Origin of the sequence: Pseudonocardia sp. Ae150A_Ps1 (assembly GCF_001932315.1) — a bacterium.
In the GTDB taxonomy this organism is placed as follows: Bacteria; Actinomycetota; Actinomycetes; order Mycobacteriales; family Pseudonocardiaceae; genus Pseudonocardia.
On the sequence record NZ_MCIJ01000001.1, the window covers coordinates 871,938 to 894,120 of the forward strand.

Here is a 22,183-nt window from a genome sequence, read left to right on the forward strand (position 1 = left end):
TCGTCTACAGCCCACTCGGCGCCTGGCTCGGCGAGCTGTTCCCGACCACAGCGGTACACCGGGGCCTCACTCGGCTACCAGATCGCGGGCACCATCGGCGGCGGCTTCACCCCGCTGATCTGTGCCTCGCTGCTCGCCGCCTCGGGCGGCGGCACCACCGGCATCTCCCTGTTCATCGGCGCGACCTGCCTGCTGACGGTGATCGCCGTGTTCTTCGCCGCCGAGACCAGCCGCAGCACGCTCCGGTAACCGCGCCGACCCGCCCGTCCGGCCGACGCGCCCGTCGAGGAGAAGCTCGGCATCATCGACACCGACTTCCACCCGATGCCGCTGCCGACCGACCCACAGGTCGCCGAGCACCTGCCGCAGCGCTGGCGCGACTACATCGCCCGCTACGGCACGGGCAGTTTCGGCGGTGGGGTGTCCCCCTCGCAGCGCGAGTTCACCCACCGCCTCGACGCGGTGGACGAGCACGGGCGGGTCGGCGTCGATCCGCACCTGGCCGTGGAGCAGGTCGTCGACCGGTACGACATGTCCGCCGTCGTGCTGACCTGCCCGCAGACCTACATCATCACCCACGGCGGGGCGAACATGCCCCACGAGTGCGCCGTCGCGATCTATCGCGCCTACAACGACGCGCTGGCCCACACCTGGGCCGGCGCCGATGACCGGTTCAAGGCCAGCATCACCCTGCCGCGCGACCTCGCCGGTGCCGCCGACGAGATCGTGCGCTGCAAGGAGGGCCCGCACGGCGACTCCTACGTCCAGGTCCTGATGTCCCCCGCCGGGCAGGACCCGCTCGGCAAGCAGCGCTACTGGCCGATCTTCGAGGCGTGCGAGCAGTACGACATCCCGCTGGGCTTCCACGTCCCGGGGATGGGACGCCAGCCGACCGGATCCGGCCGCCAGAACTTCTACGCCGAGATGCACGCCGCGTTCGCGGTGCTGCCGATCTCGATGGTGTCCAGCCTGGTCTTCGAGGGTGTCTTCGAACGCTTCCCGAGGCTGAAGATCGCACTGCTCGAGCTGGGCTGGGACTGGGTCGTGCCGTTCTCCTGGCGCCTCGACGCGACCTTCGACAAGCTGCGCGACGAGCTCCCGCACCTGACCCGCAGACCGTCGGACTACCTGCGCGAGCACTTCTGGTTCTCCACCCAGCCCGTCGAGGAACCGGAGGACCCGGCGTGGACGCCCGACGTCTACACGATGTTCGAGGAGTCCGGCTTCGCGGACCGGCTGATGTTCTCCTCCGACTATCCGCACTGGGACTTCGACTCACCCTACGAGTCCGTGCCGCAGTCGTTCCCGCTGGAGCGGCGCCGCCGGATCCTCGGCACGAACGCGAGCGCTCTGTACGGGATCCCGCTGCGGCCGGGGCACGGTGTCCCGGCGGTGGGTGCCTGACATGGCGATCGTCGAGAGATCCCGCCGCCGGAGGGCCGCCCGGCTCCTCGACCACACCGACCCCCGGCGCGCTGCGGCGCGGGCCCTGCCCCGAGGCATCCGGGAGTACGTCGACGGCGGCTCCGAGGGCGAGGTGACGCTGCGGCGCAACGCCCGGGCTTTCCAGGACGTGGCGTTCGCCCCGCGGATGGCCACCTGGGTCGACGAGCCCGGCCTCTCCACGACGGTGCTCGGCACCCCGGTGGACCTTCCCGTGCTGACCGCCCCGTGCGGGGGGATGCGCCTGGTGCACCCGGACGGCGACATCGGGCTGGCGACGGGCGCCGCGCGGGCGGGCACGATCCACGTCGCCAGCTCCGCCGCCGGGTACACGCTGGAGGAGATCGCCGCCGTCGCTGGTCCGCAGTGGTTCCAGCTCTACCGCTTCTCGTCGCAGGCCACGATGGAGAACCTGGTCGGCCGGGCGCAGTCGGCGGGCTACACCGCACTCGTCGCCACGGTCGACACCGCGGTGGCGGGCTTCCGCCCGCGCGACTACAAGAACGGGTTCAGCTACTCGATGCGGGTCAACGCCCGCAACGCGGTCAAGCTCGCGCCCCAGCTGCTGCCGAAGCCGGCGTGGCTGGCCCGGTACCTCGCCGACGGGCTGCCGTTCGAGATCCCGAACACCGCCGAGGTGACGGTCGACGGCAAGCCGATGGTGCTCACCGAGATGACCAAGGGTGGCGCGGGCTCGCACTCCCCCACCTGGACCGACGTCGACTGGCTGCGCGCGCACTGGAACGGGCCGCTCGTGGTCAAGGGCGTCATCACCCCCGACGACGCCCGCCGTGCCGTCGCGGCGGGTGCGGACGCGGTGATCGTCTCCAACCACGGAGGGCGCCAGCTCCACGGATCGCCCGCCACCCTCGGCGCCCTGCCGCGGATCGTCGACGCCGTCGGTGACCAGACGGAGGTGCTGCTGGACAGCGGGATCCGCCGCGGCAGCGACGTGCTCAAGGCGCTGTCGCTGGGGGCCCGCGCGGTGCTCGCCGGCCGGCTGCCCGCCTGGGGCCTGGCCGCCGCCGGCACCGCAGGCGTCGAGCAGGTGCTGGAGATCCTGCGCAGCGAGATGGTCCGGACCATGCGGCTGATGGGCTGCCGCAGCGTCGCCGACCTCGACCCGACCTGGCTGGACCCGCACACGGTTCCCGGCCGTCCCATGANNCTGGCCGCCGCCGGCACCGCAGGCGTCGAGCAGGTGCTGGAGATCCTGCGCAGCGAGATGGTCCGGACCATGCGGCTGATGGGCTGCCGCAGCGTCGCCGACCTCGACCCGACCTGGCTGGACCCGCACACGGTTCCCGGCCGTCCCATGAAGGAGGTGGAGGTCCCGTGACGACCTCACCCACGCGGCGCCCGGGCCGCACGACCCGGTTCGTCGTCGGCCGGGTCGACGAGATCCCGCCGGGAGAGCGCCGGATCGTCGAGGCCGGTGGCCGCGAGATCGGTGTGTTCAACATCGGCGGCCGCTACTACGCGATGCTCAACCGCTGCCCCCATCTGGGGGCGCCGCTGTGCGAGGGCGGGGTCGTCAACCAGATCGAGTCGAGCGTCCCCGGCGACGTCCGCCTCGACGAGGGCCGGACGTTCGTGACCTGCCCCTTCCACAACTGGGAGTTCGACGTCGAGACCGGCCGGTCCGCCTGGAACCCGGCGCTGCGGGCACGCGCGTTCGGCGTCGCCCTCGAGGGCGCGGCCGAGGTCCGGGCCGCCCTCGACCAGGGCGAGATGGGCCGTATCCCCGGCCCCTACACCGTCGAGACCGTCGATGTGGCGGTCGAGTCCGACTACGTCGTGCTGTCGCTGCGCCCCGCACGAGGAGGAACCTCATGACCGCCCCTCTGCTGCAGGGCACCACGCGCGACGCCGTGTGGTCCGGCCCGGTGATCGACTGCGACGTGCACGCCACCCCGCCCTCGCTCGAGGCGCTCTTCCCCTACACCGACCCGGTGTGGGTGCAGGGCGCGCGGGAACGCGGGTGGCGGGGCCCCAACGGGCAGGCTCTCGCCTACCCGCCGAACGCCCCGACCACGGCACGGGACGAGTGGCGGCCCGAGGACCGCCCGCCCGCGTCCCGGCTGGCGGATCTGCAGGACCACGTCCTCGACCCATGGCGGACCGAGGTCGCGCTCGTCAACACCGCCTACGGCGTCGACTCGCTCCGGCACCCCGACTGGGCGGCGGCGCTGGCCCGCGCCGTCAACGACTGGCTGATCGCCGAGTGGCTCGACCGCGACCCGCGGCTGGTCGGTTCCATGGTGGTCCCCGCCCGCGATCCCGCCGCGGCCGCCGCCGAGATCGAGCGCGTCGGTGGGCACCCGCGGATCGTGCAGGTCACCATGCCAGTGCGCTCGGAACGGCTCTACGGACAGCGGGCGTTCTGGCCGGTCTACGAGGCGATGACCCGGCACGACCTGGTCATGGGGCTGAGCTGGGGCGGCACCTCCGAGGACGCACCGTCCCCGACCGGGTACGCCTCCTGGTACGCCGAGGAGTACGCGGCGGAGATCCAGGTCTACGGCGCGCAGATGACCAGCATGATCTACGAGGGGATCTTCCAGAAGTTCCCCGGCATGCGGGTCACCATGCTGGAGAGCGGTTTCGGGTGGGTGCCCACCTGGAGCTGGAGCATCAACAAGAAGTGGAAGGGCCTGCACCGGGAGATACCGTGGGTCGACCGGCTGCCCACCGAGATCATCCGGGACCACTTCCGGTTCTCCATCGCCCCGGCCGACCTCGGCCCGGACGAGCACGCCCGGAAGATCATCGAGTGGCTGGGGTCCGAGGACCTCCTGCTGTTCGCCACGGACTACCCGCACCTGCACACCGACGATCTCTCCCGGGTGCTGGACCTCATGCCGGAGTCCATGCGGCCCCAGGTGATGCACGCCTCGGCGAGGCACTGGTACCGGCTGGACAGGGCGCTCGGATGAGCTACGCCGTCACCACCGAGGCCCACCCCAACCGCCTCCGCGGGATCCTGGAGGCGGGCGGCACCGCCGTCGGGCTGGCCTGCCACACCGGCGACCCGCACGTCGCGGAGACCCTGGCCGTGGCCGGGTTCGACTACCTCTACCTCGACCAGCAGCACAGCGTCGGCGGGCTGGCCACGCCCGTCGACATGCTGCGCGCCACCGCCCGGACGGGCACCACCGCGCTGGTCCGGGTCGCCGCGAACGACCCCGTGCTCGTCGGGCGGGCGCTCGACGCCGGCGCCGAGGGCGTGATCGTGCCCGGCATCGAGTCGGCGGAGGAGGCCCGCCGGGCCGCGGCGGCCGTGCACTACCCACCGACGGGGGTGCGCAGCTGGGGCCCGACCCGCTCGGCCTACGGCCTGGGCCCGGACCCCGCGACCGTCAACGGGCAGGTCCTGTGCCTGGTCATGATCGAGACCGCGGTGGGCGTGGCGAACGCCAAGGAGATCACCACGGTCCCCGGCGTGCACGGGGTGTACCTCGGGCCCGGTGACCTCGCGGTGAGCCTCGGCCTCGACCCGGTCACCGGGCCGCGCGAGGAGCCGCACCGGGCCGCCGTCGCCGGGATCGTCTCGGCCTGTGCCGCGGCCGGGATCGCCGCCGGGATCACCGGCGACCCGGTCACCGAGTCCCGCCGCGGCTTCCGCATGGTCACCGCCGGCTCCGACGTCGGCTTCCTCAAGGCGGGTCTGGGTGCCGCGCGCGACGCCCGCGACGCACTGATCGAAGGAGACTCATGAGCACCGTGAACACCCTGCGGGGCCCGATCGACGCCACGCGGATCGGCACCACCCTGATGCACGAGCACATCATGGCCCGCAATCCCGAGCTCGAGCAGAACATCGAGCACCCGGAGTACGACGAGGCCGCTATCGTCGAGCGCGCCCGGACGAGCCTGACCTCGCTGCACGAGGACAAGGGCATCGACACCTTCGTCGACCTCACCGTGCTGGGTCTGGGCCGCGACATCCCGACCGTCCAGCGGCTCGCCGAGGGGGTGCCGCTCAACATCGTCGTGGCCACCGGCTACTACACGGCCAAGGACCTGCCGACCTACTTCCACACCCACGCGCCGGACGGGCTCGTCGGGAGGACCCTCGGCGGGCCGGACGTGCTGGAGACGATGTTCACCCAGGACATCACGACCGGCATTCCGCGCACCGACGGCGTCCGTGCCGGGATCATCAAGATCGTCACCGACGAGCACGGGATCACGCCGGACCTCGACCGGGTCTACCGGACCGCCGCCCGCGCCCAGGCCGAGACCGGGGTCCCGATCTCCACGCACACCAATGTCGCCCACGCCAACGGCCGCGACCAGCAGAAGTGGTTCGCCGCCAACGGTGTTGACCTCGAACGCACGGTCATCGGCCACAGCGGCGACTCCACGGACCTGGACTACCTCAAGGAGCTCATGGACAACGGTTCCTTCATCGGCATGGACCGCTTCGGCATGGAGTTCGTGCTCGACGACGCGAGCCGCATCGACACGCTCGTGACGCTGCTGGGACAGGGGTACGCGGAGAAGATCACGATCTCGCACGACGCCGGGTTCTTCTCGATCAACACACCGCCGTCCTGGCGCGCGGAGCACACGCCGAACTGGCACCACCACCGCATCTCCGACCACGTGCTGCCGGAGCTGCGCAGGCGTGGGGTCACCGAGGACCAGATCACGCAGATGATGGTCGTCAATCCCGTCCAGGTGCTCACCGGCGACACCGCGGCCGCGCAGGCGGTCGCCGCGACGGCGCTCGGCGCGGGGGTCTCGTGACGGTCGAGCAGCCGACCGAGGTCACCGCGACCGTCACCGCGATTAAGCCGGAGGCCGACGGGATCGTCTCGCTGCACCTCGCGCCCGCTGCCGGGGACAAGCTGCCCGCCTGGGAGGCGGGTGCGCACGTCGATCTCGTCCTCGGCCCGGGCCTCGAACGGCAGTACTCGCTCTGCGGGGACCCGGCCGACCTGACCCGCTGGCGGCTCGGGGTTCTCCGGGAGCCGGAGAGCCGGGGCGGCTCGGCCCACGTCCACGAGCGGCTGGCGGTCGGCGACGAAGTGGTCTGCCGGGGACCGCGGAACAACTTCTCCCCGGTCGACGCCGACCGGTACCTGTTCGTCGCGGGCGGGATCGGCATCACCCCGATCCTGCCGATGGTCAGGGCGTGCGAGGTGGCGGGAAAGCCGTGGCGCCTGTTCTACGGCGGGCGGGCCGAGCCCACCATGGCGTTCCGGGAGGAGCTCGCACACCACGGGGACCGGGTCCACAGGAGTCCCACGGTGTCCTCGACCTGGACACCGTGCTGGGCTCCCCCACGGCCGGCACCGCGATCTACTGCTGCGGGCCGGGCGCCCTGCTCGACGCCGTCGAGCAGCGGTGCGCCGCCTGGCCGGCCGGTTCGTTGCACCTCGAACGGTTCCGGCCCAGGGACGGGGCGCTCGACGGCGGGAACACGGCGTTCGAGGTCGAGCTCGACGCGTCCGGCATCACCCTCACCGTGGGGGCCGGCCAGACCCTCGCCGAGGCGATCGAGGACGCGGGGGTGGACCTGCCGACCTCGTGCCGGGAGGGGACCTGCGGGACCTGCGAGACCTACGTCCTCGAGGGGGAACCGGACCACCGCGACTCCTACCTCACGGCGGAGGAACAGGCCTCCGGCGAGGTGATCATGCCGTGCTGCTCCCGCTCCCGCTCGGCCCGGCTCGTGCTGGACCTCTGACGAGCCCGGGCCGGCTCAGCCCGCCAGGCGCCCCGGGCTCCGGGGCGCCTGCGGCATGTCCGGCTCGCCCCAGAACTCCAGCGAGTCCAGCCACCGCATGAGCAGCTCACCGGTCCCGGCGAAGTGCGCAGCCGTCCGCTCCCGAGAGGCGTCGACGTCGCCGGCGGCGAGGGCGTCGATCAACGGGGCGTGCTGGGTGCGGTTGACCTCGGACCAGCCGGGCACCACGTGGAAGTTCTCGGGGAACTGCAACGGCACCAACCTGCTCGCCGCCCGCGCGAACCAGTCCAGCTTCGGGGCGTCGGCGATCACCGACACGTAGTGGTGCAGCGTGGAGTTGAGCTCGGTGGCGAGGTGCCCGTCGTCCGGGTCCGCACCGCGGATCCGCCGGTCGATCTCACGCAGGTAGTCCACGTCCCGCGCGGTCGCGCGGGAGGCGGCGCGCGCCGCGATCTCGCCCTCCGCTGTCGACCACATCAGGTAGGTGTCCTCGACGTCCTTGCGCCGGATGGCCGCGACCCGGAACCCCCGGTTCGGCTCGTGGCGCACCCACCCGTCCTGGGACAGCAGCAGCAGGGCCTCACGCACCGGGGTCACGCTGACGCCGAGCTGCTCGGCCAGCTGCCCGAGCCGGAGCGTGTCACCGGGGTGCACGGTCCGCGCCATGATCTGGTCCCGGATCGCGCTCGCGACGTTCCCGCGGAGCTGCTCCTTCCCTGCTCGTGCCACGGCGACGATCCTACCGGCGAGGGGTGGCCGCGGCGCCGCACGACGCAGCCCGGGATCGCCCGGCCCGCCGTGGTGTGACGAGATCGGGCGACTACGGGGAGCGGGACTTGAGTGTGCCGTAGCGGCACGGTGTCCGATGGATCCCGACACCGACACCCGGGGAGCACACCATGACCGTGACCGGACGCCCGACCGGGCAGCAACCGGCACTGATCGACATCGAGACCTTCTTCGCCGACCCGGAGTTCGGCAGCCCGTCGCTCTCCCCCGACGGCACCCGGATCGCCTATCTCGCCCCGGCGCACGGACGCCGCAACGTCTGGGTCCGAGGCATCGACGAGACCCACGACGACGCCGTCTGCGTCACCCACGACACCCGCCGCGGGATCACCACCCACCTGTGGACCGACGACCCCCGCTGGCTGCTCTACCTCCAGGACACCGACGGGAACGAGGACTGGCACCTGCACCGCGTCGACCTCGACGCCCCCGACGAGCCGGCCGTCGACCTGACCCCGATGGAACCCGGGTCGCGGGTGTTCGCCGCCGACCCGGAGACCACGGTGCCCGGCACCGTCATCGCGTGGATGAACCCGCGCCCGCTCTACGTCGACGTGTTCCGGATCGACGTCGCGACCGGCGAGCGGACCCCGCTGGTGGAGCGGACCGATCCGGCCGAGACCTTCCTCGTCGACCGGACCGGCCGGGCGTCGTGGTTCGTGTCGCAGGACGCCGACGGCACCTACGAGCTCGCCGCCGCCGACCCGGAGACCGGCAGCAGGCACGTCGTCCACCGGGCCGGCGGGCCGGAGCACCCGATGGGCCTCTTCGCCGTCCCGACGCCGGACGGCAGCGCCGCCCTGGTGGGCGACTACCAGGACTCCGACGACCTCCGGCTGCTCCGGGTCGACCGCACGACCGGCGAGCAGACCGTGCTCGCCGCCGTCGAGGGGCACAGCCTCGACACCCTGAGCGCGGCGTCGGACGCCCTGCCGCCGACGGTGTTCGTCAGCCGTCGCACCGGCGAGGTCGTCGCCGCCCGGTTCACCGGGGACCGGCCCCGGATCGTGCCGGTCGACCCCCACTTCGCCGAGATCCAGGCCGCGCTGGAGACGCTGTCCGACGGCGTGCTCGGCTGGGTCCACTCCGACCTGGACGAGCAGCGCTGGCTGGTCACCTTCCTGCACGACCGGGAGCCGCAGACCACCTGGTTCTACGACCACACCACCGGCGACGCCCGGCGGCTCGACGGCGGCGCCCCCGCTCTCGACCCGGCCGGGCTGGCGCCGATGGCAGCGGTCCGGTTCCCGGCCCGCGACGGCCTCCCGCTCCACGCGTTCCTCACCCTGCCCGTCGGCGTCGCACCGGAGGGCCTGCCGCTGGTGCTCCTGGTCCACGGCGGACCGTGGATGCACGACACCTGGGGCTACAACCGGACCGTCCAGCTCCTGGCCAACCGCGGCTACGCCGTGCTCCAGGTCAACTTCCGCGGCTCCACCGGATACGGGCGCCGGCACCTCACCGCGGCGGTCGGCGAGTTCGCCGGCGCCATGCACGACGACCTGATCGACGCCGCCGACTGGGCCGTCGCGCAGGGGTACGCGGACCCCGCCCGGATCGCGATCGCCGGCGGCTCCTACGGCGGCTACGCCGCACTCGTCGGCGTCACCGTGACCCCGGACCGGTTCGCCGCCGCCGTCGACTACGTCGGCATCTCCGACCTGGCCAACTTCCTGGCCACGCTGCCCCCGTTCGTCCGCGCGAACATGACCAACAACTGGATCCGCTACGTCGGCGACCCCGACGACCCCGACCAGCTGGCGGACATGCGGCGCCGCTCCCCCATCACCATGGTCGACCGGATCCGCACCCCGCTGCTCGTCGCGCAGGGCGCGAACGACGTGCGCGTCGTGCAGGCCGAGTCCGACAACATCGTGGCCCCGCTGCGCGAGCGCGGCGTCCCGGTCGAGTACCTCGTGGCAGGCGACGAAGGCCACGGCTTCGAGAACCCGGAGAACCAGGTCATGCTGCACCGGGCGATCGAACGGCACCTCGCCGAGCACCTCGGGGGCCGCCGGGCCGCGGCCGGCTGACCCCCGCGACCCGCCGCAGGGCCGTGCCGATCGCGCTCCGCGGCGGACCGGGATATCATCGGGTCACGGGACACCTGGCGCATCCGGCCGGAGGCACGACGACGCGCTCCGGCAGGCACGAATCCACGGACGTGATCGCCCAGCAGGTCCCGGACACGTCTCGGGGCGCGCTCGGCATTCCCCGATGCTCGTGACCCGATCGCAGCACCCTGCGCGGTGGGGCCGGTTCGGCCGCCCTGCCGGCTCGGCGAAGGAGAAGTTGTTGGCTCGACGAGGCAGGCCCCAGACCAGGGCTCGCCAGGACACACCGAAGTCCCCGAAGTCCCGCAGGCGTGGGCGCGACCACGGCGGTGAGCGCAGCGACGTCATGACCGTGCTCGCCCGGTCCGTCCGCGAGGTCCAGGCCGCGCTGCGGAACAGCCGGGTGACCCCCGCGACCCGCACGAAGTTCCAGGCGGTGACCCTGCTGCTGCGTGACGGGCGCGCGCGGATCCTCGCCGACGGGCAGACCACCGAGGCGCGCCGGTCCGAGCAGCTCAAGCGGCTCGACGAGCTGGCGCGGACGCTGGCGTCGACCGCCGTCCGCGACGCGGGGCTCCTGGCCCTGCTCAGCGAGGACGCCGTCGTCTCCGACGAGGCGCGGGCGCTCACCCGCGACGTGCTGCGCGAGGCCGGCGTCGAACCGGCCGACAGCACGGTCACCGAGGTCGTCCCGCCCCCGGAGCCCACGGTCACGGCGAGCAGGCCCGGGGTGGTGCCGCAGTCGGTCGTGTCGCGGCAGATGGCCAACCCCTTCCTCGCACCCGACCTGTCGGCCGCCCGGCCCAGCACGACCCGCCCCACCCCGCTCACCGGCTGGGAGCTGCTCGACCCGCTGCTGCGGTCGTTCGAGCGCGCCGGGACGGGAGCCTCGGCCTGCATGTCCCTCCCCGAGCCGGACGACCGGCCCGCGCGGAGCCGCGCGGACCTCATGCCCCACCAGGCCGGGCTGGTCGCGGCGGCCGCGGACGGGCACCGGACCTTCCTGCTCGCCGACGAGCCGGGGCTCGGCAAGACCGCGCAGGCGCTGCTGGCCGCGGAGGCCGCGGACGCCTACCCGTTGCTCGTCGTCGTCCCCAACGTCGTGAAGACGAACTGGGTGCGTGAGGCGGAGCGCTGGACGCCGCGGCACCCCGCCACCGTGATCTACGGCGACGGCGACTCGATCGACGGCTTCGCCGACGTCGTCGTCGTGAACTACGACGTGCTCGACCGGCACGTCGGGTGGCTCGGCGGCTTCGGGTTCCGCGGGATGGTCATCGACGAGGCGCACTTCATCAAGAACAAGACCTCGCAGCGTTCGCAGCACGTCCTGGAGCTGTCCGAGCGGATCCGGGCCTTCACCCCGCGCCCGCTGCTGATGGCCCTCACCGGCACCCCGCTGATCAACGACATCGAGGACTTCCTCGCCATCTGGCAGTTCCTGGGCTGGATCGACGGGAAGAAGCCGCTGCCCGACCTGATGAACGCCCTGACCGCGACCGGGCTGACGCCGGCCGACCCGCGCTTCTACGCCGCGGCCCGGCAGTGCGTCGTCGATCTCGGCATCGTCCGCAGGCGCAAGATCGACGTCGCCGCCGACATCCCGGCGCGGCGCATCGCCGACCTGCCCGTCGAGCTCGACGGCCCCGCCGGCCGGTCGATCCGCGCGGCCGAACGCGATCTCGCCCGGCGCATGGTCGAGCGCTACTCCGACGCCCTCGCGAACCGGCGGTCCGGCGCGGTCGTCGACGGCATCGACCACGACCTGGTGCGCCAGGTCGCGCGCTGGGAGCAGAAGGACGCGCTGTCGTCCCCGAGCGGTGACAACGTGTTCGGCACGATGCGCCGCATCGGCCGGGCCAAGGGCGGGCTCGCGGCCGACTACGCGGCCCAGCTCGCCCGCAGCGCCGGCAAGGTCGTCTTCTTCGCCAAGCACGTCGAGGTGATGGACACGGCCGAGGAGATGTTCGTCCGGCAGGGGATGCGGTTCGCCTCGATCCGCGGTGACCAGACGGCCGCCGCGCGCCAGCGCAACATCGACGCGTTCACGAACGACCCGGACGTCGCCGTCGCGGTCTGCTCGCTCACCGCGGCCGGGGTGGGGATCAACCTGCAGGTCGCGTCGGACATCGTGCTCGCGGAGCTGTCCTGGACCGCCGCCGAGCAGACCCAGGCCATCGACCGCTGCCACCGCATCGGCCAGACCGCGCCGGTCACCGCCTGGCGGGTCATCGCCGCGCAGACGATCGACGCGCGGATCGCCGAGCTGATCGACGGCAAGGCCGGGCTGGCCGACCAGGCCCTCGACGGCATCGAGGACGACAGTGACTCGTCGGGCGACATCCAGCTCGAGGCGATGGTGTCCCTGCTGACGACGGCGTTGTCGGAGACCCCGGCGCACCACGGCACCTGACCGGGCGGTTCAGCCCGTCCGGTCGAGACCCGCGTCGTGGACGAGCAGCGCCACCTGGACCCGGTTGTTCAGGTCGAGCTTGGTCAGGATGGCCGAGACGTGGGTCTTGACCGTGGCGATGCTGACGTGGTGCAGGGCGGCGATCTCGGCGTTCGACCGTCCGGCGCCGAGCTCGATCGCGACCGCGCGTTCCCGCTCGGCGAGCACCGCCAGCCTGCGGCGCGCCACGTCGCGGGCCGAGTCCTCCCCTCCGCCGGCCACGCGGTCGATGAGCCGCCGGGTGACCTCGGGCGAGAGCACCGGGCGCCCCGCCGCCGCGTGCCGGATGGCGAGGACGAGCTCGTCGGGCGGGGTGTCCTTGAGCAGGAACCCGGCCGCTCCGGCCCGCAGCGCCCGCAGGACGTGCGCGTCGGCGTCGAACGTCGTGAGCACGACGACCTGCGGGGACCGGGGACGCCGGCGCAGCGTCTTGGTCGCTGTCAGCCCGTCGGTGCCGGGCATCCGGATGTCCATGAGCACCACGTCCGGTGCGTGCCGTTCGGCGAGCTCGATCGCCTCGGCGCCGTCACCGGCCTCGGCGACCACCCGGATGTCGGGGGCACCACGCAGCATCATCGTCAGTCCGAATCGGACGACCGGGTCGTCGTCCACGACCAGCACGTCGACGGTCGGGGCGGGCTCGGTGCTCACGCCGGCCACGGTAGCCGCATCCCGACCCGCCACCCACCCGACGCCGTCGGGCCGTAGTCCAGCCCTCCGCCGACGAGCGTCGCCCGCTCGGCCAGCCCGCGCAGACCCTCCCCCGACCCGGCCGGGGCGGCGGGGACGTCCGGTGGCGCCGGCGGTGTCCGGTTCTCGACCTCCGCGGACAGGTGGTCGCCGGGCTCGCCCTCGATCCGGACGACGACGGGGGCGCCGGGAGCGTGCTTGCGGGCGTTCGTCAGGCTCTCCTGCACGAACCGGTAGAGGGTCCGCCCCACCGTCTCGGGGACCTCCCGCCCGCCGGTCGTCACCGCGTGGGCGTCGCGCAGCTCGACCGGGGTCCCGGCCCGGTCCGTCTCGTCGATCAGCTCGGTGATGTCGGCGACGCCGGGCAGCGGGAGCTCTCCCACCGGTGCCCGGAGCACACCGATGACCTCGCGGAGGTCCTGCAGGGCGCGGTGGGCGTTCTCCCGGATCACCTCAGCGGCCCGTGCGGTCTCCTCCGCCGACGCCGTCCGGTGGAAGGCCAGCGCACCCGCGTGGACGCTGAGCAGCGACAACCGGTGGCCGAGGACGTCGTGCATCTCGCGGGCGAGCGTCTCCCGGGCCTCGTGCTGGGAGCGTTCGGCGCGCAGGCGCGCCTCGACCTCGGCGACCGAGGCCCGTTCCCGCAGGGACGCGACGAGCTCGCGGCGGCTGCGCACGAGCATGCCCCACGCGACGACGGCGGCGTGCCCGGTGACCAGCAGCACGACCATGACCCAGGCCGGGATCCCGGGCTCGGGCCGGAACCCGAAGAACACCCCGAACGCCGCCAGGCTCGCCACGGTGAGCGTCAGCGTGACCCGCGTCGAGCAGTGGACCGCCACGGTGAACAGCGCGACGAGTGCCGCCGTGCTCGCCGACTCGGAGAACGTGCAGACCGCGACGAGGGTCGCCGCGAGTGCGACCGGGTACCGGCGCCGCCACCACAGCCCGAGGCAGCAGAGCAGTCCGACGACGAGATCGAGGTGGACGAACCACTCCGGCAGCGGGCCGGGCATCCCGAGGCGCCGGTCGGCGGTCTGGAGCGTGACCACGACGGCGATCACGAACAGCGTGGCGTCGGTCCCGCGGGAGCGCCACGCCGCCCGCTCCTCGCCTGATACCCAGCCCATGGCGCCGAGCCTAGGGCCGCGGCCGGGGCCGCTCCTCCCCCTCGTGGCCCGTCCTCTCCGACTTCGGTCGGAGGATCGGCGCCCGTCGGCCGATCCGGGCGGCCGGGCGGCCTTCCTAGCGTCCGTCCCATGTCCACACGGACCCGACAGACCGGTGCGACGGCCGCGCCTCCACCGGCAACCACCACCGTCCGGCCCGGCTGGGGCGAGATCGTCGCCGGCCTGGTCCTCATGGGGATCGCGGTGTACCGGATCCCACCGATCCTCGGCGACCACGCCGCGGCGCTGGGGCCCTGGTACGGCATCGCGCTGCTCGCCCTGCCCGCCGTCGCCGCCCTCGGCGGGTTCACCACCTCGGCCCGGGCGCGCGTCCGGTCCTGGAGCGCCGTCGGTGTCCGCCGGGCCTCCGCGCGGGCCGTGCTCGCCGGCGCCGGCGCCGGGGTCGCCGCGCTGGCGCTGACCGTGGCGGTCACCGCGGTGCTCGGCGCCGCCGGGGTCCCGCTCGGCGGGGCCCGGCCGGACACGACGGTCGTGGGCCTGCTGGTCCTCGGCCTCGTCACACCCGTGGCGCAGGAGCTGCTGCTGCGCGGGGTCGTGACCTCGGCGCTGCTGCGGCACGGTGCGGTCGTCGGGGTGCTGGGCAGCGCGGTCGTGTCGGCCGCCGCCGCGGTGCTCGTCCTCGCGCTGCTGCCCACCGCGTCCATCGGTGTGGTGTCCGCGGCCGTCGTCGGACTCGTCGCCGCGGAGCTCCTGCGGCGCACCGGGTCCGTCTGGCCGGGGGTCGCCGCGCACGTCGTCTGCACGACGCTCGCCCTGACCCTGGTGATGCTGTCGTGAGCGGCGCCGCCGGTCAGCGGTCCGGCGACGGGCCCGGCAGCCGGGCCAGCGCGCCGTAGCCGTTGGCGTCCCCGTCCTCGCGCGGGTCACCGGACCCGCCGGGTTCGGGGCGCCAGCGGGGAAGCAGCACCACGCCCGGATCGAGCACCGTGTACCCGGCGAGCATGTCGATGACCTGCTCCCGGGTGCGCATCGTGACGGGCGTGGGCGTGGTGTCGAGCACCTCGTTGACGACGGTCTGCTGCTCGGCGGAGAAGCTCGTCGCCGCGAGATGGGAGACGGCCAGGTAGCTGCCCGGGGCGCAGGCCTCCCGGTACGCGGCGACCATCCCGGCGGGGTCGTCGGCATCGGGCAGGGCGTGCAGGATCGCGATGGCCAGCACCGCGACCGGACGCCCGAAGTCCAGCAGGTCCGCGACCCCGGGCGCCGCGAGCACCTGCTGCGGGTCACGGACGTCGGCGTGGGTCATCGTCGCGCGGGGGTTGCCGGCCAGCAGCCGGCGGGCGGCCGTGACCGCGACCGGCTCGATGTCCACGTAGGCCACCCGCGCCCACGGGTTCGCCGCCTGGGCGATCTCGTGGACGTTCCCGACCGTCGGCACCCCTGATCCCAGATCGAGGAACTGGTCGATCCCGGCCGCGACCAGGCCGCGGACGACCCGGCCCAGGAACGCGCGGTTGGCCAGGGCGAACGTGCGGGCGTGCGGCGCCGCCCGCAGGGCCCGGTCCGCGGCCTCGCGGTCGATGGCGAAGTTGTGGGACCCGCCGAGGTAGTAGTCGTACATCCGGGCCAGGTTCGGCACGTCCAGGTTCGGGACCGGCGCATCACCCTCGCTGCCCACTGTGTCCACGACGTGGACGGTACCGACCCCCGGGTGCCCGGGCAGCACGACTAGTGCAGGGTCTGCAGCGCGTCCTTGGTGAACGGGACGAGCTCGGACTCCCGGCCCTCCAGCACCTTCTGCGCCCACTCCGGGTCGGCCAGCAGGGCGCGCCCCACCGCCACGAGGTCGAACTCGTCGTCCTCCAGGCGGTCCAGCAGGCGCTCGACGCTCTCCACCCCGGCCCGGGCGGTGCCGCCGGCGAACATCTCCGGCGCGAAGACCTGGTCCAGGCCGACGGAACCGACCGTGATGGTCGGCCTGCCGGTGACCTTGCGGGCCCATCCGGCCACGTTCAGGTCCGAACCGGACTCCGGGAACTCCGGCTCCCAGTAGCGCCGCCCCGACGCGTGGAACGCGGTCACACCGGCGTCGGCGAGCGGCGTGAGCACGGTGGCCAGCTCGTCGGGGGTCCGCGCGAGCTTCGCGGCGTAGTCACCCGCCTTCCACTGGGAGAACCGGAAGACGATCGGGAAGTCCGGCGAGACGGCCCCGCGGACCGCCGCGACGATCTCGGCGGCGAACCGCGCCCGCTCGGCCGGGCCGCCGGCGTAGGAGTCGGTGCGCCGGTTGGTGCGCTCCCACAGGAACTCGTCGATCAGGTAGCCGTGGGCGCCGTGCAGCTCGACGCCGTCGAAGCCGACCCGCTCCGCCTGCCGTGCGGCCTCGGCGAACGCGCCGATGATCCGCTCGAGGCCTGCCACCGTCAGCGCCTCACCGGCGTCCTCGGTCCCGTCCAGCCCGATGCCGGACGGGCCGACGGTCGGGGCCTCCGGGAACGGCTCGCTGCCGGGGGCGCGGGTGATGCCGACGTGCCAGAGCTGCGGCATGATCCGGCCGCCGGCCTCGTGCACGCCCGAGACGACCTCGCCCCAGCCGGCCAGCGCCGCCTCGCCGTGGAAGAACGGCACGGTCGGCACGTCGCCCGCGGACGGATCGTCCACGTAGGTGCCCTCGGTGATGATCAGTCCGGTGCCCGCCGCGGCGCGGCGCCGGTAGTAGGCCGCGACGTCGTCACCGGGGACGCCGCCGGGCGAGAAGGCCCGGGTCATCGGGGCCATGACGATCCGGTTCGGCAGCTCGGCGGAGCCGAGGGTGAGCGGCCGGGCGAGGATCTGTGCTGCGCGCGTGGACATGTCGGTTCACTGCTCCTGGATGACGGGGCCGTCCACGGGCACGTCGGCGGGTCCGGACGGGAACGGATCGAAGTGTTCTGATCAAAGATATATATGAGCGCCCGAAGTGCAACAGTGACCATTACAGTTTCTCACGTGGCCGGTCCGGCCGGTACGCTGTGGCCACGACCGTGGAGGGGAGGCCCGCCGTGCTGGACATCCGGTTCTCCAGTGCCCTGCAGGCGATGCTGTACCTCGCGATCGCCGCCGAGCGCGACGAGCCCACGACGAGCTCCGCACAGCTGGCGGAGGCGCTCGGCACCAACCCGAGCCTCGTCCGCAAGCTGCTGGTGCCGCTCGGCGCGGGCGGGCTGATCGTGTCGACCAAGGGGCGCACCGGCGGCACCCGGCTGAGCCGGCCGGCGGAGCGGATCACCCTCGCCGAGATCTACCGCTGCGCCGTGGGCGAGAAGCCGCTGTGGGCCTGCCGGCCGGAGAGCGAGCACGTCCGCCTGGACACCGGGAACGCGGCCCGGTACTTCGCCGAGCTGACCGCCGAGACGGAGCGGGCGGTGCTGGAGTCGCTCGAGCACCGCACCCTCGCCGGCGCCGTCGCCGAGATGCGGCGGCTCGACCGGGAGCCCGCGACGACCTGAGCGCGCCTCAGCCCGCGCCGGCCGCCATCCCCCGCCACAGCAGGTCGGTGAGCTCCGCGGCGTGACGCTGCCACTCGCCGTCCGGATCGAGGTAGAGCAGGCCCCCGAGGCCGCGCAGCACCGTCTCGGGGTCCAGGTCGGCACGCACGGTCCCGGCCCGGACGTTCGCCCGGACCAGCGTCGACGCCGCCTCCACCATCGCGGCGTACGCGTCGGCGGCCACGCCCTCGCCGGACGGGCCCGCGGCCTGCAGCGCACCGGCGAGGCCACGCTTGGTCATCATGTAGCGGGCCAGGTGGTCGGTCGCCCAGGTGCGGAACGCCTGCTCCGGGCTGAGCGACTCGAGCAGGCCGGGGACCACCTCGGCGAGGTGCCGGACCTCGCGCCGGTACACCGCGAGGACCAGCGCGTCCCGCGTGGGGAAGTGCCGGTAGACGGTGCCGACACCGACGCCCGCCTTCTTCGCGATGGCGTTGAACGAGGTCTCGCCGCAGGTGATCGACTCGGCGGCGACGGCGAGGATCCGGTCGTGGTTGCGACGCGTGTCCGCACGGCGGTGACTGACCGATCCGCTCGTCATCGCTCCTCGCCCGGTCGTTCCTCGTCCTGGTCGGGTCACCGTAGTCCAGAACCGCGGACGTGCGAGGACACGCACGCTTTGCCGAGCGGATAACTATCCGCTAGCGTGGGACACGGCGACACTCACCCACCCGACCACCATCGGGCCCCTGCGACGGCCGCGACCGGCCGGGGCCCGCGGGAAAGAGAGACAGTGGACATCTCCCTCGACATCAATGGTACGAGCGAACGACTGGACATCGAGCCGGGCGTGACCCTGCTCGACGCGTTGCGCGAGCGGCTCGACGTGACCGGCCCGAAGAAGGGCTGCGACCGGGGCCAGTGCGGTGCCTGCACCGTGCACGTCGGCGGCAGGCCGGTGCTCTCCTGCCTCACCCTGGCCGCGACGGTCCAGGAACCGGTGACCACCGTGGAGGGCCTCGCCACCGGGGACGAGCTGCACCCGGTGCAGCAGGCCTTCGCCGACCAGGACGCCCTCCAGTGCGGCTTCTGCACCTCGGGGCAGGTCATGTCGGCCGTCGCCGCGGTCGAGCAGGACGTGGCCGACGTCCGGGAGTTCATGTCCGGCAACCTCTGCCGGTGCGCGGCCTACCCGAACATCGTCGCGGCGGTCGAGCAGGCGAGGCGGGCCGATGCGACCGTTTGAGCTGACCGCACCCGGCACCGTCGACGACGCCCTCGACTCCCCCGGTGCGTTCCTCGCCGGCGGGACGACGCTCGTCGACCTGATGAAGCTGGACGTCCTCACCCCGGAGCGGGTCGTGGACATCAACGCGCTGCCGCTGCGCGGCATCGACACCACCGACGGTCTCCGGATCGGCGCACTGGAGCGGATGAGCGACGTCGCGGCGCACCCCGGAACTCCCCCGGTGATCGCACGGGCCCTGCTGCTGAGCGCCTCCCAGCAGCTCCGCAACATGGCCTCGATCGGCGGCAACCTGATGCAGCGCACGCGCTGCGGGTACTTCCGCGACGTCGCCGTGCCCTGCAACCGCCGCGATCCCGGCAGCGGTTGCCCGGCGATCGGCGGTGCGAACCGGATGCACGCGGTCCTGGGCACCAGCGACGCGTGCGTGGCGACCCACGCGAGCGACCTCGCGGTCGCCCTCGTCGCCCTCGACGCCCGGCTCCGGCTGGCCGGGCCCGACGGTGACCGCACCGTCGCGCTGACCGACTTCTACCGCACGCCCGGGGACACCCCGGAGGTCGAGAACGACCTGCGCACCGGAGAGCTGATCGGCGAGGTGCTCGTCCCGCGGCACGACCACCTCACCCGGTCCACCTACGTGAAGGTGCGCGACCGGCAGTCCTACGAGTTCGCACTCTGCTCGGCGGCGGTCGCGCTCGACGTCCGCGACGGCCGGGTCGACGACGTACGGGTCGCGGTCGGTGGCGTCGCCACCGTCCCCTGGCGGCTGCCCGCGGTGGAGGACGCGCTGCGCGGTGCCCCCGCGACACAGGCGTCCTTCGAGGAGGCGGCCGCGGTGGCGTCGGACGGCGCCCGCCCGCTGTCCGGGAACGCGTTCAAACTCCCCCTGGTGCGCCGGACCGTGGTCCGCGCACTGCCCGAGGCGATGCAGGAGGACCCCGCATGAGCGCCAGGCTCGAGGCACCGCTGAAGGTCACCGGCCGGGCGCGGTACGGGGCGGACCACACGCCGCCCGGCACCGTGTTCGGGTACGTCGTCCTCAGCACGATCCCGCACGGCGAGATCACGGCCATGGACGTCACCGCGGCCCGGGGAGCACCCGGCGTCGTCGCCGTCTACACGCCGTTCGAGCCGCTGACCCTGCGCACGCCCGAGACGATGCTGGGCCGGACCTGGGTCCCCCTGCAGGACACGGAGGTCACGTACTACGGCCAGCCGGTCGGGTTCGTGGTCGCCGAGACGTTCGAGCAGGCACGGGACGCGGCGGCGACCGTCGACGTCACCTACCGGCCCCGGCCGGCGTCGACCTCGATGCAGGACGGCCTCGCGACCGCCGAGGACGCACCGCCCGCCATGGACGGGTCGCCGCCGTCGCTCGCCGTCCTCGCGTCCGGCGTCGGGTCCATCGAGGACGCGATCGCCGCGAGCCCGGTCGTCGTCGACGCCACCTACACCACCGCGACGCAGAACCACGCCGCGATGGAGCCGCACTCCGCCGTCGCGGTGTGGGAGGACGGCAGGCTGACCCTCCACAGCGGGAACCAGGGTTCGGATCTGCAGGCGGCGTCGGTCGCCGACGCGCTGGGCCTCGACCACGCGGCGGTGCACGCGGTGAACCCGTACGTCGGAGGTGCCTTCGGCGGGAAGGGGCACACGTCGGTGCCCGCCTTCCTCGCCGCGGCCGCCGCCCGCGACCTGGGCAGGCCGGTCAAGGCCGCGCTCACCCGCGAGCAGGTGTTCACCGCCACCGCGACCCGGCCGGCGACGGTGCAGCGGCTGACGGTCGGCGCCGGGAAGGACGGCTCGCTGGTCGCCCTGCGCCACGATTCGTGGTCCAGCACCCCGATGGACCGCTCGTTCGTCGAGCCGACCTCGCACGGCACCTCGCGCGAGTGGTACGCCACGCCGAACCTGGCCATCAGCCAGAAGATGGTGCCGCTCAACGTCCCGCCGACGACGTTCATGCGCGCACCGGGCGAGGCGCCCGGCTCCTTCGCGCTGGAGAGCGCGATCGACGAGCTGGCGGTCGCGCTGGGCATGGACCCGATCGAGCTCCGTCTGCGGAACAGCTCGCTCGCACCGCCCGGCAAGGACCTCCAGTGGTCGAGCAAGTACCTCGACGAGTGCTTCGCGCTGGGTGCCGCCCGGTTCGGCTGGTCGGAGAGCCGGCGGCGGGACCGGACCGACGGCGACTGGCAGGTCGGGGTCGGCACCGCGACCGCGATGTTCCCGGCGCTGCGGTTCCCGGCGTCGGTCCGGGTGACTCTGCACGACGACGACACCGCCGAGGTCGCCACCAGCGGCGCGGACCCGGGTACCGGCCTGCTGACCGTGATGTCCCTGGTCGGCGCCGAGAACCTCGACGTCGACGCCTCCCGGGTGACACCCCGGCTGGGCGACTCGGAGCTGCCGGCGGGCGGGATGTCCGGTGGCTCGACGGGGACGGCCAGCGTCGGCTCGGCGATCATGGTCGCCGCCCCGCAGGTCCTCGACCGGCTGCTCGGGCTGGCCGCCGGACCGGGAGGGCCGTTCGAGGGCGCCGAGGTCACCTACGCCGAGGGCCGGGTGCTCACCCGCGACGGCGCGAGCATGACGTTCGGCGAGGTGCTGCGCGCGACCGGCCACGCGTCGGTCGCCGCCGTCGGCTCGTCCGCCCCGGGCGAGGAGCTGACCAAGCACTCGTTCAGCTCGTTCGGCGCCCAGTTCTGCGAGGTCCGGGTGCACCGGTGGACCCGCGAGATCCGCGTCTCGCGGATGCTCGGCGTCTTCGACGCCGGCCGGATCGTCAACGACCGGGCGGCCCGCAGCCAGATCCTCGGCGGCATGATCTGGGGCGTGTCGGCCGCGCTCCACGAGGGACTGGAGATCGAGGGCGACGGCCGGCTCGCCAACGGCGACCTCGCGGGCTACCTGATCCCGGTGAACGCCGACATCCCGGAGATCGACGTCGAGTTCGTGCAGCACCCCGACACCTTCCACAACCCCGTCGGGGCCCGCGGGCTCGGCGAGATCGGGGTGGTCGGCATGGCCGCGGCGGTGGCCAACGCGGTCCACGACGCGACCGGCGTCCGGGTCCGGAACATCCCGATCATGCTCGAGGACCTCCTCGGGGAGGACGGTTGACCGTCCACCGGCCCCCGGCCACCCGCCCGCCGACACGGCGCCGGGTGGCCGGGTCCGGCCGGACCGGGTGATCACGAAAGGCCCGGTGCGC

The 22,183-nt window shown here is 73.4% G+C and carries 20 protein-coding genes and 1 pseudogene; 14 read left to right on the forward strand and 7 right to left on the reverse strand.

Annotation, left to right across the window (positions count from 1 at the left end):
- Positions 1–74: 74 nt before the first annotated feature.
- Positions 75–311: a hypothetical protein gene (locus Ae150APs1_RS31875; protein ID WP_170918017.1), complete on the reverse strand. Its 237-nt coding sequence runs from the start codon at positions 309–311 to the stop codon at positions 75–77.
- A gap of 13 nt (positions 312–324) precedes the next feature.
- Between Ae150APs1_RS31875 and Ae150APs1_RS03700 the strand changes: the two genes are divergently transcribed.
- The 7 genes and pseudogenes from Ae150APs1_RS03700 (at position 325) to Ae150APs1_RS03730 (ending at position 7,138) form a co-directional block, all read left to right on the forward strand.
- Positions 325–1,404, forward strand: coding sequence for an amidohydrolase family protein (locus Ae150APs1_RS03700; protein ID WP_075295800.1), 1,080 nt, complete (start codon positions 325–327; stop codon positions 1,402–1,404).
- Positions 1,405–2,611: 1,207 nt separating this feature from the next.
- Positions 2,612–2,782, forward strand: a complete 171-nt coding sequence (locus Ae150APs1_RS32580) for an alpha-hydroxy-acid oxidizing protein (RefSeq protein WP_283160265.1) — start codon at positions 2,612–2,614, stop codon at positions 2,780–2,782.
- On the forward strand, positions 2,779–3,279 hold the full coding sequence (locus Ae150APs1_RS03710) for a Rieske (2Fe-2S) protein (protein ID WP_075295804.1): 501 nt from the start codon (positions 2,779–2,781) through the stop codon (positions 3,277–3,279). The genes Ae150APs1_RS32580 and Ae150APs1_RS03710 overlap by 4 nt, the downstream gene beginning before the upstream one ends.
- Positions 3,276–4,379 carry an amidohydrolase family protein gene (locus tag Ae150APs1_RS03715; protein WP_075295806.1) on the forward strand — a complete coding sequence of 368 codons (1,104 nt, stop codon included), beginning with the start codon at positions 3,276–3,278 and terminating at the stop codon, positions 4,377–4,379. The genes Ae150APs1_RS03710 and Ae150APs1_RS03715 overlap by 4 nt, the downstream gene beginning before the upstream one ends.
- Entirely contained in the window at positions 4,376–5,161 is a 786-nt protein-coding gene (locus Ae150APs1_RS03720; protein ID WP_075295808.1) for an aldolase/citrate lyase family protein, read from the forward strand. The genes Ae150APs1_RS03715 and Ae150APs1_RS03720 overlap by 4 nt, the downstream gene beginning before the upstream one ends.
- A complete protein-coding gene (locus Ae150APs1_RS03725) occupies positions 5,158–6,195 on the forward strand; it encodes a phosphotriesterase (RefSeq protein WP_075295810.1) in 1,038 nt (345 codons plus the stop codon). Before Ae150APs1_RS03720 ends, Ae150APs1_RS03725 begins: the two co-directional genes overlap by 4 nt.
- Positions 6,192–7,138 (forward strand): annotated as a pseudogene (locus Ae150APs1_RS03730) (PDR/VanB family oxidoreductase). The gene Ae150APs1_RS03725 and the pseudogene Ae150APs1_RS03730 overlap by 4 nt, the downstream one beginning before the upstream one ends.
- Positions 7,139–7,153: 15 nt before the next feature.
- Here Ae150APs1_RS03730 and Ae150APs1_RS03735 read toward each other — a convergent pair.
- Positions 7,154–7,867, reverse strand: a complete 714-nt coding sequence (locus Ae150APs1_RS03735; protein WP_060575775.1) for a GntR family transcriptional regulator — start codon at positions 7,865–7,867, stop codon at positions 7,154–7,156.
- A gap of 170 nt (positions 7,868–8,037) precedes the next feature.
- Between Ae150APs1_RS03735 and Ae150APs1_RS03740 the strand changes: the two genes are divergently transcribed.
- Positions 8,038–9,960, forward strand: coding sequence for a S9 family peptidase (locus Ae150APs1_RS03740; RefSeq protein ID WP_170918038.1), 1,923 nt, complete (start codon positions 8,038–8,040; stop codon positions 9,958–9,960).
- 367 nt (positions 9,961–10,327) lie between these two features.
- On the forward strand, positions 10,328–12,394 hold the full coding sequence (locus tag Ae150APs1_RS03745; RefSeq protein ID WP_139316795.1) for a DEAD/DEAH box helicase: 2,067 nt from the start codon (positions 10,328–10,330) through the stop codon (positions 12,392–12,394).
- Positions 12,395–12,403: 9 nt separating this feature from the next.
- On the opposite strand, the gene Ae150APs1_RS03750 is transcribed toward Ae150APs1_RS03745, so the two are convergent.
- Both Ae150APs1_RS03750 and Ae150APs1_RS03755 read right to left on the reverse strand, forming a co-directional pair.
- A complete protein-coding gene (locus tag Ae150APs1_RS03750) occupies positions 12,404–13,093 on the reverse strand; it encodes a response regulator transcription factor (RefSeq protein ID WP_075295812.1) in 690 nt (229 codons plus the stop codon).
- Positions 13,081–14,253, reverse strand: a complete 1,173-nt coding sequence (locus Ae150APs1_RS03755) for a histidine kinase (protein ID WP_010226143.1) — start codon at positions 14,251–14,253, stop codon at positions 13,081–13,083. The genes Ae150APs1_RS03750 and Ae150APs1_RS03755 overlap by 13 nt, the downstream gene beginning before the upstream one ends.
- A gap of 129 nt (positions 14,254–14,382) precedes the next feature.
- Between Ae150APs1_RS03755 and Ae150APs1_RS03760 the strand changes: the two genes are divergently transcribed.
- On the forward strand, positions 14,383–15,090 hold the full coding sequence (locus tag Ae150APs1_RS03760; RefSeq protein ID WP_060575772.1) for a CPBP family glutamic-type intramembrane protease: 708 nt from the start codon (positions 14,383–14,385) through the stop codon (positions 15,088–15,090).
- 13 nt (positions 15,091–15,103) lie between these two features.
- Here Ae150APs1_RS03760 and Ae150APs1_RS03765 read toward each other — a convergent pair whose 3' ends face one another.
- On the reverse strand, positions 15,104–15,940 hold the full coding sequence (locus Ae150APs1_RS03765) for an SAM-dependent methyltransferase (protein WP_249266200.1): 837 nt from the start codon (positions 15,938–15,940) through the stop codon (positions 15,104–15,106).
- A gap of 41 nt (positions 15,941–15,981) precedes the next feature.
- On the reverse strand, positions 15,982–17,106 hold the full coding sequence (locus Ae150APs1_RS03770) for an NADH:flavin oxidoreductase (RefSeq protein ID WP_075295814.1): 1,125 nt from the start codon (positions 17,104–17,106) through the stop codon (positions 15,982–15,984).
- A 188-nt stretch (positions 17,107–17,294) separates the two neighbouring features.
- Between Ae150APs1_RS03770 and Ae150APs1_RS03775 the strand changes: the two genes are divergently transcribed.
- Entirely contained in the window at positions 17,295–17,741 is a 447-nt protein-coding gene (locus tag Ae150APs1_RS03775) for an Rrf2 family transcriptional regulator (RefSeq protein WP_075295816.1), read from the forward strand.
- A 7-nt stretch (positions 17,742–17,748) separates the two neighbouring features.
- On the opposite strand, the gene Ae150APs1_RS03780 is transcribed toward Ae150APs1_RS03775, so the two are convergent.
- Positions 17,749–18,321, reverse strand: a complete 573-nt coding sequence (locus Ae150APs1_RS03780; RefSeq protein WP_075295818.1) for a TetR/AcrR family transcriptional regulator — start codon at positions 18,319–18,321, stop codon at positions 17,749–17,751.
- Positions 18,322–18,513: 192 nt separating this feature from the next.
- Between Ae150APs1_RS03780 and Ae150APs1_RS03785 the strand changes: the two genes are divergently transcribed.
- The 3 genes from Ae150APs1_RS03785 to Ae150APs1_RS03795 are packed head-to-tail and all read left to right on the forward strand — an operon-like array spanning position 18,514 to position 22,092.
- Positions 18,514–18,966 (forward strand): (2Fe-2S)-binding protein, encoded by a 453-nt coding sequence (locus tag Ae150APs1_RS03785; RefSeq protein WP_075295820.1) that lies wholly within the window; start codon positions 18,514–18,516, stop codon positions 18,964–18,966.
- Complete coding sequence (locus tag Ae150APs1_RS03790) at positions 18,953–19,915, forward strand: xanthine dehydrogenase family protein subunit M (protein ID WP_075295822.1); 963 nt, start codon at positions 18,953–18,955, stop codon at positions 19,913–19,915. Before Ae150APs1_RS03785 ends, Ae150APs1_RS03790 begins: the two co-directional genes overlap by 14 nt.
- Positions 19,912–22,092: a xanthine dehydrogenase family protein molybdopterin-binding subunit gene (locus Ae150APs1_RS03795; protein WP_075295824.1), complete on the forward strand. Its 2,181-nt coding sequence runs from the start codon at positions 19,912–19,914 to the stop codon at positions 22,090–22,092. The genes Ae150APs1_RS03790 and Ae150APs1_RS03795 overlap by 4 nt, the downstream gene beginning before the upstream one ends.
- Positions 22,093–22,183: the final 91 nt, after the last annotated feature.